General features: G+C 71.3%; 9 protein-coding genes. 3 read left to right on the top strand and 6 right to left on the bottom strand.

Going from position 1 to position 12,709, the window contains the following annotated elements; all coding sequences use genetic code 11:
* Positions 1–61 precede the first annotated feature (61 nt).
* Entirely contained in the window at positions 62–952 is an 891-nt protein-coding gene (locus tag ACFYPN_RS07245; protein WP_389297159.1) for an SDR family oxidoreductase, read from the bottom strand.
* Positions 953–1,413: 461 nt separating this feature from the next.
* On the opposite strand from ACFYPN_RS07245, the gene ACFYPN_RS07250 reads away from it, so the two are divergent.
* Both ACFYPN_RS07250 and ACFYPN_RS07255 read left to right on the top strand, forming a co-directional pair.
* Complete coding sequence (locus ACFYPN_RS07250) at positions 1,414–3,732, top strand: catalase (RefSeq protein ID WP_389297161.1); 2,319 nt, start codon at positions 1,414–1,416, stop codon at positions 3,730–3,732.
* 293 nt (positions 3,733–4,025) lie between these two features.
* Complete coding sequence (locus tag ACFYPN_RS07255; RefSeq protein ID WP_358759715.1) at positions 4,026–5,504, top strand: aminoacid decarboxylase; 1,479 nt, start codon at positions 4,026–4,028, stop codon at positions 5,502–5,504.
* A gap of 37 nt (positions 5,505–5,541) precedes the next feature.
* Here ACFYPN_RS07255 and ACFYPN_RS07260 read toward each other — a convergent pair whose 3' ends face one another.
* Positions 5,542–6,513, bottom strand: coding sequence for a LysR family transcriptional regulator (locus ACFYPN_RS07260; RefSeq protein ID WP_389297163.1), 972 nt, complete (start codon positions 6,511–6,513; stop codon positions 5,542–5,544).
* A gap of 112 nt (positions 6,514–6,625) precedes the next feature.
* Here ACFYPN_RS07260 and ACFYPN_RS07265 point away from each other — a divergent pair, with 112 nt between their 5' ends.
* A complete protein-coding gene (locus ACFYPN_RS07265) occupies positions 6,626–6,991 on the top strand; it encodes a nuclear transport factor 2 family protein (RefSeq protein ID WP_358759712.1) in 366 nt (121 codons plus the stop codon).
* A 28-nt stretch (positions 6,992–7,019) separates the two neighbouring features.
* Here ACFYPN_RS07265 and ACFYPN_RS07270 read toward each other — a convergent pair whose 3' ends face one another.
* From ACFYPN_RS07270 to ACFYPN_RS07285, 4 genes are all read right to left on the bottom strand, one after another.
* Positions 7,020–8,300, bottom strand: coding sequence for an MFS transporter (locus ACFYPN_RS07270; protein ID WP_389297165.1), 1,281 nt, complete (start codon positions 8,298–8,300; stop codon positions 7,020–7,022).
* A gap of 132 nt (positions 8,301–8,432) precedes the next feature.
* Positions 8,433–9,101: a disulfide bond formation protein DsbA gene (locus ACFYPN_RS07275; protein ID WP_389297167.1), complete on the bottom strand. Its 669-nt coding sequence runs from the start codon at positions 9,099–9,101 to the stop codon at positions 8,433–8,435.
* Positions 9,102–9,141: 40 nt separating this feature from the next.
* The gene (locus tag ACFYPN_RS07280) at positions 9,142–10,704 is read right to left on the bottom strand and encodes an MFS transporter (protein ID WP_389297169.1); all 1,563 of its coding nucleotides are present in this window, start codon (positions 10,702–10,704) and stop codon (positions 9,142–9,144) included.
* Positions 10,705–10,920: 216 nt separating this feature from the next.
* Positions 10,921–12,501 carry an MFS transporter gene (locus ACFYPN_RS07285; protein ID WP_389297171.1) on the bottom strand — a complete coding sequence of 527 codons (1,581 nt, stop codon included), beginning with the start codon at positions 12,499–12,501 and terminating at the stop codon, positions 10,921–10,923.
* Between the last annotated feature and the right edge of the window lie 208 nt (positions 12,502–12,709).

Here is a 12,709-nt window from a genome sequence, read left to right on the forward strand (position 1 = left end):
AGCGAACGGCCACGCCCCGGTCGAGGGGGCGTGGCCGTCGGCGTTCCGGTACCGCGCGGTCCTACGGCAGCGGGGTGCCGCCCGTGGCGTTGACGATCTCGGCGGTGATGTAACTCGCCTGCGGCGAAGCCAGGAAGACGTACGCCGGAGCCATCTCGGCGGGCTGGGCGGGCCGGCCCAGCGGAGACTGCTTGCCGAACTCCGTCGTGTCCGGCATCGTCGCCGGGATCAGGGGAGTCCACACCGGTCCCGGCGCCACCGCGTTGACCCGGATGCCGTCCGGCGCCACCATCTGCGCGAGTCCCTGGGTGAAGGTGACGATCGCTCCCTTGGTCATGGCGTAGTCGAGCAGGTGCGGGCTCGGCTTGTACGCCTGGACCGAGGCGGAGTTGATGATGCTGCCGCCCTTCGGCATGTGGGGCAGCACCATCTTGGAGAGCCAGAACATGCCGTACAGGTTCGTCCGCACCACCCGGTCGAACTGCTCCGTGGTGATCGCGCCGATACCGTCGGGCTGGGACATCTGGTACGCGGCGTTGTTCACCAGGATGTCGACGCGCCCGAACTCGGTGACGGCCCGCTCGATCAGGCCCCGGCACTGCTCCTCCTCGCGGATGTCGCACGCGACCGCCACGGCCCGCCGACCCGCGTCCTCGACGAGCCGCACCGTCTCGGCGGCGTCCTTCTCCTCGGACGCCAGATGGGTGAAGAGCACGTCGGCACCCTCCCGGGCGAAGGCGAGCGCCACGGCCCGCCCGATACCGGAGTCCCCACCCGTCACCACCGCCTTGCGGTCGGCGAGGAGACCGTGCCCGCGGTAGGACTCCTCCCCGTGGTCCGGCGGGGGATCCATCGGTCCCGTCCAGCCCGGATGCGCCTGCTCCTGCTGCGGGAAATCCGGCTGGGGGTGCTTGGTCACGGGGTCACCGGGGCGCTGTTCGTCGTTCGGCATTCGCTGTCTCCTGCTGTGGGGAAAAGTAGACCCTGAGTACAGATCCACCTGTTCCCGAAAAGCTCCCCGAAACCCCGCGATCGAATCCGCGCGGTCCGCACGCTGATCCATGTGCGCCGCAGTGGGATTTCCCGGAGGCCCGCCCAATTTCGGTGGACGTCGCGCCTGAGGGCTGTTCCCGCAATTCCGGGCGGGTGCGCGAGGACAGCTCCGGCACCTCGCCGCGCTGTCGGAACCTCCGTATACATCCCGTATGCGGAGGCTCCTCCGCCGTGGGACGCACCGCATCCGGCGCCGCGCACTGATCCACCAGGAAAAATCGCGGGACAGCCCTCGGAAGCCGTACGGCATTCGACTTCCCCCTTTCGGCGCAGCGCCGGATGGTGCAGCGCAGGTGTCGGGTTCCCAGGTCGGGGGAACCCGTACACCGTCGATGTCGCCCCTGTCGGTGCGCTGACCGCATGTGTGTGGCCCTGCCCGGCACAAAGGATCGGAAGCCAGTGAGCGAGAAGAAGAACCCGGTGTCCGCCGCCGCCGAAAAAGTCGCGAAGAAAGCACAGGAGGTCATTCACCCGGGAAATGAGATTCCCGGTTCCCCGGGCCCCGAGGCCGTGCCGGTCGAGGAGCCGACGGAGGTACGCGAGCCGCTCCTCGCCAAGAACGACCAGCGCGGCCCGGACACCTACAGCCCGACCGGCCAGGAGACCGGGGTCCGGCAGGGCAAGGTCGCGCAGGACGGCGCGTACCTCACCACCGCCCAGGGCGCCCGGCTGTACGACACGGACCACTCCCTGAAGGCGGGACCCCGCGGCCCGGTGCTGCTCCAGGACCACCACATGCGGGAGAAGATCACCCACTTCGACCACGAGCGCATCCCCGAGCGGGTGGTGCACGCCCGCGGCGCCGCCGCGCACGGCGTCTTCCGCGGCTACGGCGCGGCTACGGGGATCACCAAGGCCGCGTTCCTCGCCGAGGGCGTCGAGACACCGGTGTTCGTCCGCTTCTCGACCGTGCTCGGCTCACGCGGTTCGGCCGACACCGTCCGGGACACCCGGGGATTCGCAACGAAGTTCTACACCGACGAAGGTGTCTTCGACCTGGTCGGCAACAACATCCCGGTGTTCTTCATCCAGGACGCGATCAAGTTCCCCGACATCATCCACGCGGGCAAGCCGCACCCGGACCGGGAGATCCCGCAGGCGCAGAGCGCCCACGACACGTTCTGGGACTTCGTCACCCTCCACACGGAGGCGACCCACCACACGCTGTGGAACATGTCGGACCGGGGCATCCCGCGCTCCTACCGGATGATGGAGGGCTTCGGAGTCCACACCTTCCGGCTGGTCAACGCGGAGGGCGCCACCACCCTGGTGAAGTTCCACTGGAAGCCGAAGCTGGGCGTGCACTCCCTGGTCTGGGAGGAGGCGCAGATCGCCGCAGGCGTCGACCCCGACTTCCACCGCCGCGACCTCGCCGACGCCATCGAGGCGGGCGCCTTCCCGCAGTGGGAGCTGGGCGTTCAGACCTTCCCGGACACCGATGACCAGATGTTCGAGGGCATCGACCTGCTGGACCCGACGAAGATCGTGCCCGAGGAGCTGGCACCGGTCCAGCCGATCGGCCTGATGACGCTCAACGCCAACCCGTCGAACTTCTTCGCCGAGACCGAGCAGGTCGCCTTCCACCTCGGCCACCTGGTTCCCGGCATCGACGTCACCGACGACCCGCTGTTCCAGGGCCGGCTCTTCTCCTACCTCGACACGCAGATCAGCCGGCTGGGCGGTCCCAACTTCGGCCAGCTGCCGATCAACCGCACCCACGCGCCGGTCAACGACATGCTGCGGGACGGCATGCACCAGACCGCCGTGCACCGCGGAGTGGCGCCCTACCGCCCGCACTCCCTGGACGGCGGCTGCCCGTTCCTCGCGGGCCAGGACACCGGAGCCTTCTTCGAGGTGCCCGTCGAGCTCCCCGCGGCTCGGAAGGTGCGTGACGCGCCGGCCTCCTTCGACGACCACTTCAGCCAGGCGCGGCTGTTCTACCTCAGCATGACCCCCACCGAGCGCGAGCACATCGCCGCCGCCTACACCTTCGAGCTCGGCAAGTGCTGGGAGGAGTCCATCAAGGTGCGCGGACTCCAGGTCCTCGCCAACATCGACCCCGACCTCTGTGCGGAGGTCGCGACCGGCCTGGGCCTTCCCGCACCCGGGCCGAGCGTCCCGCTGGCGACACCCGAGCTGAGCCCCGCGCTCTCCCAGCTCGGCCAGAACTGGCCGGTCGACGGCCGGATCATCGGCATCGTCACCGACGGAACGGACGACCTGGACGGGGTACGCGCGGTACGCCGCACGATCCTCGACGCCGGCATGGTCCCGCTGGTGATCGCCCCGGCCGGCGGCAAGCTGGGCCAGGGCGACGACGCCGTCACCGTGCAGCGCACCTTCGCCACGGCCCGCTCCATCGAGTTCGACGCGATCCTGCTGGCAGGGGCGCCCGGACCGGCCGCCGACAGCTACGGCGCCCGCGACGCCAAGGCGGACGACGCCACCGCCGCCGTCACCGCCATCGATCCCCGGCTGCTGCTGATGGTCGGCGAGGCGTACCGCCACGGCAAGGCCATCGGCGCCTGGGGCGGCGGAGCCGACGCCCTCGCTGCTGCGGGCCTCCCCGCCGGCTCCGTCGGCGTGGTGACCGGCGAGGCCGCGCCGGAGGTGCTGGAGACCGTCACCGGCCTCCTGGGAGCGCACCGCGCCTGGGACCGGTTCACGCCCGCTCTCTGAGTCCGGCTGAGAACACCCGCCGGAGAGCACCCGCCGGGAACGCCCGCCGGAGAGCGCCCGCCGGGAACACGCCGGGAGCGGCGGCCCGCGTCAGCCGTACGACGCCCGGGCCGCCGCTTCCGGCGCCCTGTGGGGCCTCCGGGACCGGCGGCCCCCGGGGCCCGGTCGGTCCGTGGGCGCGGTCGGTCCTGGGGCCCCGCCGCGGATTCTGCGTACTCCCGCACGCCTCCCCGGCGTTCGCGATGCGGGCCTCGCGATTGTTTCGTCCCTCCCGGACCGGAAAGCCGCACCTCATGGACCATTCCGAAGCTCCCGTTCTCGACGCCCTGACGGCGTACCAGGCACAGGACCAGCTGCCGTTCACGCCCCCGGGCCACAAACAGGGGCGGGGGGCCGACCCGAGGGTCCGGGCGGTGCTGGGCGACTCCCTCTTCCGGGCGGACATGCTCGCGGTGTCCGGTCTGGACGACCGGACGATGTCGCGGAAAGTCTTGGAGCGGGCCGAGGAGTTGATGGCCGACGCGGTCGGCGCCGACCACACCTTCTTCTCCACCTGCGGCAGTTCCCTCTCGGTGAAGGCGGCCATGCTCTCCGTCGCGGGCCCGCACCAGAAGCTGGTGGTGGGACGTGACGTCCACAAGTCGGTGATCTCCGGGCTGATCCTCGCGGGCATCCGCCCCGTCTGGGCCGATCCGCAGTGGGACTCCGAACTCCACCTCGCCCACCCCCCGGCCCCCGACGCCTTCCGGGCCGCGTTCGAGGAGCACCCCGACGCGCGGGGAGCCCTGGTCACCAGCCCGACCCCCTACGGCGCCTGCGCCGACATCGGGGCCATCGCGGAGCTCTGCCACGAACGGGGTGTGCCGCTGATCGTGGACGAGGCGTGGGGAGCCCATCTGCCCTTCCACCCCGACCTGCCCACCTGGGCCATGGACGCCGGCGCCGACGTCTGCGTGACCTCGGTCCACAAGATGGGCTCCGGGCTGGAACAAGGCTCGGTCTTCCATCTGCAAGGAGACCTCATCACCCCGGACACCCTCGCCGCCCGAGCCGACCTGCTGGACACCACCAGCCCCTCGGTGCTCGTCCATGCCGCCCTCGACGGCTGGCGCCGGCAGATGGTGGAGCACGGCCGCGAACTCCTGGGCGACGCCCTCTCCCGCGCCCACCGGGTGCGTGCGGCCATCGATGACATCAAGGGCCTGCACGTCAACGGTCGCGCCGACTTCTGCGGCGACGGGCGGGCCGTCGACATGGACCCCCTGCAGATCTTCATCGACCTGAGCGCCCTCCCCTTCAACGGGTACGCAGCCGCCGACTGGATGCGCCGGAACCACCGCATCAACCTGCACACCTCCGACCACCGGCGCGTCAACGCCCAGCTCACCCACGCCGACGACGACACGACGACGGCACGCCTCCTCGACGGCCTGCGGGACCTCGTCGCCCACGCCGACGAACTGCCGCCCGCACCGGACATCCGGGTGCCGGACCCGGGGGAGCTCCGGCTCCGGCAGGCCACGCTTCCCCGGGACGCCTTCTTCGGCGAGGTCGAGGAGGTTCCCGCGGAGCGGGCGGTCGGCCGGGTCTGCGCCGAGATGCTCACGCCCTACCCGCCCGGAGTTCCTGCCGCGCTCCCCGGGGAGGTGCTCGACCAGGCGGTGGTGGACTATCTGCGTGACGGCACGCGCGCCGGGATGCTCGTCCCCGACGCGGCCGACAGCACGATCGGGACCATCCGGGTGTCCGTGCACGACGTGGACGCGGACTGATCCGAGGCCGCCCGGGGGCCGCGGTCGGCCGGCGCCGCTACCCGGTCGGGGCCCGATGGGCCGGCACCGGTGCGGCGTCGGTCGGGGAGGTGTCGGCCGGAGTGCCGGGATCCGGTGTACCGGCGTCCGGTGCGGCGAACGACTCCCGGCAGTGCGCGAGCAGTTCCCGCAACGCCGGGCTCTTGGTGGGCGCGGAGACCAGGGCCAGGACAGCGGCGGTCTCCGCGTCGGTGAGGGGGACGGTCAGCAGGCCCGGCCGCCGGGCGAGCATGGACGCGGAGAGCACCGCCACCCCCAGCCCCCGCTCCGCGAGCTGCATCACCGCGGCCGGCGCGGCGGCCTGCAGGGCCACGGAGGGCGCGAGCCCCCGGGCGGCCATGACCTGGTCCAGCACGGCGCGGATGCCGGTGCCCGGCGGCAGGCAGATGAGGGGGTGGGCGCTCAGCTCCGCGACGGTGACCCCGTCGGCCGCCCGGGTGGCGAGGGGATGACCGGGCGGTACGGCCGCCACGAGCGCCTCGCTGATCACCTCGTGCCCGTCCAGGTCCTCCGGCGCCCGGCCCGCCGCGCCGATCAGCGCCAGATCGACGGCCCCCTCCCGGACGCGCTCGACCAGCCGTGCGGAATCGTCCTCGACGAGGCTGATCCCGACGCCCGGATGCGCCAGATGGAAACTCGACAGCGCCTCGAAGAGCGGGGCCACGGTGCACGCCGTCACCATGCCGACCACCAGCCGGCCCCGGACCAGTCCGTTCATCTCGTCCACCGCCTGCCGCAGACCCCGGACCGCGTCGAGCACCGCGCGCGCGTGGTCGTAGGCCACCTCGCCCACCGCCGTCAGCGCCGCGCTGCGGCCGGACCGGTCGATGAGGGTGGCCCCGAGATCGTGCTCCAGCTGCCGGATCTGGGCGCTGATCCCGGGCTGGCTGATGTGCACGCGCTCGGCCGCCCGGGTGAAGTTGGACTCTTCGGCCACGGCGAGGAAGTACTTCAGCTGCCTGAGTTCCATAACCTCTGATTATAGCGGTAGTTGGTGTCATTGATTGGACTTCTTACGCGTCCGCGAACGACGATGGACAGGTCGTCGAAGTCCACGCATTCCAGCCAGGAAAGGGAACGTCGTGTCCGAGAAGGAGAAGGCTCTGAAGCCGGAGGACCTCACCCGTCTGTTCGTCGAGCGCGCCAACGCGGGCGACGCCGCCGGACTCGCGGCGCTGTACGAGGAGGACGCGGTGATGGCCTTCCCGCCCGGCAGCACCACCGTCGGCCGGGAGGCGATTCGCCGGCTGTGGGAGCAGGTGCTCACCCGCGCACCGAAGTTCGAGGCGGAAGAGCCGCTCCCGACCCTCGTCCTCGGTGACATCGCACTGACCTCCACGCCGCCGAAGGACGGTTCGGGGGCCCGCGCCCAGGTGGTCCGCCGTCAGGCGGACGGCAGTTGGCTGCGCATCATCGACCAGCCGGAGTTCCGTCCGCCGACCGGCTGAGAAGTCCCGGAGCCGGGGCAACCGCTCGTCAGTGGGCGGCCGCCCCGGCTCCGGCGCCCGGGGCAGGGCGGGGGACCGCCCCGGGGGCCGCCGGGTCCCCGCCGCGCCGGGCGGAGGCCCGGCGGACGGCCGGGCCCATGGCCGTACCCGCCGTCAGGAAGAGTCCTCCGAGCACCAGCCAGCCGGAGAAGCCCCACGACAGGATCAGCGTGGTGAGCAGCAGCGGCCCGACCAGCCGTGCGACGGCGGTCCCGGCACCGTAGAAGCCCTGGTACTGGCCCTGCTTGTCGGCCGGGGCGAGGTCGAAGCCGATCTCCCAGGAACCGGCGCCGAGCAGCATCTCCCCGAGCACCTGGACCACGGCCGCCGCCAGCAGCAGCGCACCAGCCGCCCACGCCGACGTACCCAGGGACGAGGACGCGAAGACGAGGCAGGCCAGCAGCAGGACGAGTCCGGCCTGCCGCACCGACCGCGATGCGGAGCCCAGGCCGCGTACCCGGGAAGCGATCCGCACCTGGAAGAGGACGACGCTCACGGTGTTGACCACCAGCAGCGCGGAGACGGTCCATCCGGGCGCCTCCGTGCGCTGCACGATCCACAGCGGCAACACCACGCTGAGCAGGGGCATGTAGAGCAGCATGACCATGTTGAGCAGGGACACCACGGCGTACGGCCGGTCCCGCAGGACCGCCAGCCTCCGCCCGCCGGGGAGGAGTTCCGCCGCCGCGGCGGTCCTGGCGGGGGCCGGCAGCCGGAGCAGCAGCCACCCGGCGGCGACGAAACTGAGCGCGTCCAGCGCGAATGCCGCCAAGTACGCAGCCTCCGTGTCGAGTTGCAGTGCCACCCCGCCGAGCGCCGCACCGAGGGCGAGCCCCGCGTTCACCGTGGACTGGAGGTGGGCGCGGGTCTCGGTACGCCGGCCGGGCTCGACCAGCGCCGCCAGCAGGGCCTGCCGGGCCGCCGCGAGACCGCACTGCGCGCAGGCGTACACGCACACCGCCACCAGAAACGCCGGGTAGGACCGTACGAAGAGGAACGAGGCGACGGCGGCCCCGGTGACCAGGGACATCAGCACCGCCGTCCCGCGCGGACCGCGCCGGTCGGCGAGGTGCCCCAGCGGCACCCCGGCGACCGCCCCGAGCGCCCAGCCGAGCGTGAGCGCCGCGCCGATGGCGGTGGGCGAGAGCCCGACGATCCGGCTGAAGTAGAGCGCCGAGCACACGTAATACGCCCCGTCGCCCACCGAGTTCGTCAGCTGGGCCAGAGCCAGCTTCCTCGGCGCGCCCCCGGGGGGAATGATCCGGCTCACCGGCATGTGGTTCCTTCTCCGTCCGTGTCCGTACGGCAGCCCCCGTCCGTACGGCCGCCTTGTCCGTGGGGGCCAACCGCGAGTCTGCACGTGTCGCGGCGGGAGCGACACCCGATTCGGCGCGGGAGAGGCTCAGTCGAAGCGGAGCCGGCCCGACCGGGGCCGCTTCAGTTCGAAGAAGTCCGGGAAGCCGGCCAGCGTCCTCACCGCGTCGAAGAGGCGGGCGGCCTCCTCGCCACGGGGGATCGACTGGAGGACGGGCCCGAAGTAGGCGACACCGTCGATGCGGAGGGCGGGGGTGCCCACGTCGTCGCCGACGGCATCCGCGCACGACGCGTGACTCCCGCGCAGCCACGCGTCGTGCGCCTCCGTGTCGGCGGCGGCCAGCAGCCCGGCCGGCAGATCCAGCGCCGCCAGCGCCTGCCGGGCCACCGCCCGGTACTCCTTGTCGCCGCCGTCGTGGATGCGGTGGCCGAGCTCGGTGTAGAGACCGGCCAGTATCTCCTCGCCGTGCTCCTGGGCCGCGGCGGCACAGATCCGGTTCAGGGCGAGCGAGTTGTCCACCAGCGTGCGGTACCAGTCGGGAAGTTCGCGCTCCTCGTTGAGCACGTACAGGCTCATCAGGCGGAACCGCACGTCCAGACGGCGGTGGAGGGCGACCTCCCGGATCCAGCGGGAAGTGATCCACGCGAAGGGGCAGGCCGGGTCGAACCAGAGGTCGACCCGGGTGGTGCGGCCCGGGTCGGACGCGCTCGGGTGCGTGCGGGAGTCGGTGTCCGTGTCGGTGGTACCGGTGGTCATGTGCTGAGCTCCTCGTACGAAGGGGGGTGGTGAGGGCCGGTCAGTTCTCGGCGGTCACTGCGGCGGGGGAAGCCGCCGCGTCAGGGGTCTTCGGCTGCTGCGCGCCCTGGAAGTCGGCCGCCCGGATCAGCAGCAGCGACGCCAGACCCCCCGCCAGCGCGAGTCCGGCCGAGAGGTGGAGGAGCGTGTTCAGTCCGTCGACGTACCCCTCGACGGCGAGCCGTTCCACCGTTCCCCGCTGCGCCTCGGGCACCAGCGCGGCAGCCCGGTCGATCTCGCCTCCCCTTACCAGGGCGACGAGTCGGTCCGTACGGTCACCCACGCCCGGAACCCCTGCCAGGCCGTCGCGCAGACGGTCGCCGATGACGACCGCGAAGGTGGAACCGAGCACCGCGACCCCGGCGCTCACCCCGAGCTGCCGGAACGTGCCGCTGACGCCCGAGGCCATCCCGGAACGGGAGAGGTCCACGACGCCCACCGCGGTCGAGGCGAGCGGCGGATTCACCAGACCGGCACCCAGACCGCCCAGCACGAGACCGGGCAGGAAGTGCTCCCAGCCGGAACGCGCGTCCACCCCGCCCATCAGCAGCAGGGCCGCTCCGACCAGGAGCAGGCCGGCCCCGATCAGGAAGCGCGGCTGGACCCTGGCGCTGATACGGCCCGCGACCAGCGAGGCGAGGAGCATCGCCAGCGAGGAGGCCAGCAGCCGCACCCCGGTCTCCAGCGACGAGTACTGGAGCACCTCCTGGAAGTAGATGGCCAGGAAGAGGAACATCGCGAAGAGCGAGCCGTTCATCGCGAACGCCGCGACGGACCCGCCGACGAAGGTCGGGATGCGGAACAGCCTCAGCTCGAACATCGGCTGCTCCACCCGGGCCTCGACGACGAGGAAGGCGGCCAGCAGCACACCGCCCACGATCAGGAAGGTGAGCGCGCGACTCTCGCCCCAGCCGTTCTCGCCCGCCCGGATCAGGCCGTGGACGAGGGTGACGAGACCCGAGGTGAGCAGGGCGAAGCCGGGAAGGTCGAGTCGGCGGGGGAAGGGCGACTTGGCCTCGTCCACGCGCAGTGCGACGATCAGTGCGACGAGGATGCCGATCGGCACGTTGATCAGGAAGATTCCCCGCCAGCTGATGCCACTGGAGATCAGGCCGCCGGCCACCGGGCCGATCGCCGAGGCGAGACCGGTGACCATGCCCCACACACCGAACGCCGTGCCGCGTTCCTTGCCCTGGAAGCTGCCCGCGAGCAGCGCGAGGCCGGTCGCGAACATCACCGAACCGCCCACGCCCTGGAAGATCCGGGCGAGGACCAGCATCAGCGGGGACTGTGCCAGGCCGCACAGCAGGGAGGCGAGGGTGAAGAGGACGACGCCCACGGTGTAGAGGCGCCTGCGGCCGAACCGGTCCGCGAGCGTCCCGCTCGTCAGGAGCAGCGCGGCGAGCGCGAGGGCGTAGCCGTCGATCACCCACTGGAGGTCCGCGAACCCGGCGTTCAGGTCGGCCTGCACGTCGGGCATGACGACGTAGACGATGGTGGTGTCCAGCAGGAGCATGAACGTCCCGCCGCACACCCCCAGGAGCGTCCACCACTTCTTCTGCATGTCTGTCGCCTCTGCTCGTGGACGGACGACCGCGCGCCGCCGGAAGGGTTTCCGGCGGCGCGTCCGTCCTGTCGTTCATGCTGGCGAGCGAGGAGTCAGAAGTCCAAGAGTTGGTTTCTTGTGGCGACCAAACCTGCGGTTATGGCAAGGAGTTGTGGAGGTGGTCGCGTCCGCGCCTCCACGAGCGGGCTCGGCGTGGTGGACCCCCACGCGTTCCTACCGGTCCTCCGCCGCCCCCTCCTGAAGCCGGCCCGTGCGGCGGCCGGGCAGGACGGCCAGGACGGTCAGGGCGCCGACCGCCATGATGACGCCGCCGACGAGGCTGGTGTGCGCGACGGCATGGGCGAAGGACTCGTTCACCGCGTCCACCAGTGCCTGAGCCTGCTCGGGGCCGCCGGACGGAGACTTCGCCACCTGCCCGGCGACCGCGAGACCGCCGCCCACGGATTCCCTGGCGGGGTCCAGCACCTCTGCCGGGACGTGTCCGCCGGCCAGGGCTCCCAGTTTGTCCTTGTACGCGGTGGCCAGCAGGGAGCCCAGGACGGCGATGCCCAGCGAGCCGCCGAGCTCCAGAGCGGTGTCGTTGGCACCGCCGCCGACGCCCAGTTCCGACTCGGGAAAGGAGCCCATGATCGTGTCGGTGGCGGGGGACACGCTGAGCCCGATCGCGAAGCCGAGCAGCAGCAGCGTCGGCAGGAAGGCGGTGTACGCGGATCCCTCGTCGATCTGCGTGAGCAGGAGGACCCCCAAGGCGCCGAGGGCCATTCCGGGCACGACCATGGCCTTCACGCCGAGCCTCGGGGCCAGCCGCGCGGTCACCGCGGCGCCGACGAACACGGCTCCGGCCAGCGGCAGCAAACGTATGCCCGTCTCCAGCGGGTCGTAGCCCAGGACGAACTGCAGGAACTGGGTGGAGTAGTAGATCGAGCCGAAGGCGCCGAAGAAGAAGAACAGCACCGCGATCATGGAGCCGCTGAAGGGGCGCAGGGTGAACTTGCGGACGTCGAGCATGGGGTGCGGGTGCCTGAGCTCCCACACGGTGAAGGCGACGAAACCCACGCCCGCGACCACGGCGGCGGCGACGGGGCCGGCGCCCCAGCCGAAGTGCGGGCCTTCGATGATGGCGTAGACGAGTGAGCCCACGGAGACGATGGACAACAACCCACCGACGTAGTCGATCCGTCCCATGGCCTCCGCCCTGGACGGCGGCACGAGGGCGAGCGCGCCGACGACGGCGAGGAGTGCGATGGGAATGTTGATCAGGAACGTGGAACCCCACGCATGGTCTTCCATGAGCCAGCCGGCCACCAGGGGACCGACGGCGATGGCGAGACCCGATGTGGCGGTCCACGCCGTGATGGCCTTGGCGCGCTCGCGCCGCGGGAACGTCGCCACCAGCAGGGACAGCGTGGCCGGCATGACCACCGCGGCGCCGAGACCCATGATGGCGCGGGCGGTGATGACCAGGTTCGTCTGGTCGGCCTGGCTGCCCAGCACCGAGCCGCCCGCGAAGATCAGCAGGCCCGCGATGAGCGCGCCACGGCGGCTGTACTTGTCGCCGATCGCGCCGAGCACCAGCATCAGTGCGGCGTAGGGGACGGTGTAACCGTCGATGACCCACTGCAGGTCGCTGCTGCTCAGCCGTAGATCCCTGGTCATGTCTGGTGCGGCGACGATCAGGGAGGTATTGGCCATGACCACGATCAGCAGGCTCAGGCACAGCACGATCAGTGCGAACCAGCGCCTCGGATACGGGCCGGCGTTCTTTTCGAGAGGGGTACGCGTGACGAGCGGCATCGGAAACCACCTAGGGGTGAAGCGCAGCAGCTTCTGTTCGGCTGGAGCGGTGCGGGCCAAGGCCCTGGCTTCTCAGGGGCATTAATTGCCCATTGATGTGCAGATTAAATTATTGCTCACGTGTGTGCAAATACTGTCCTCGGCCGCCGGATCACGCATGGCTCCGTTTCGTCCCGCCGGGCGGCACCCCTCTCCCTGGGCCGCGACG

The sequence above is a fragment of the Streptomyces sp. NPDC005576 genome (assembly GCF_042871745.1).
Classification (GTDB): Bacteria; Actinomycetota; Actinomycetes; order Streptomycetales; family Streptomycetaceae; genus Streptomyces.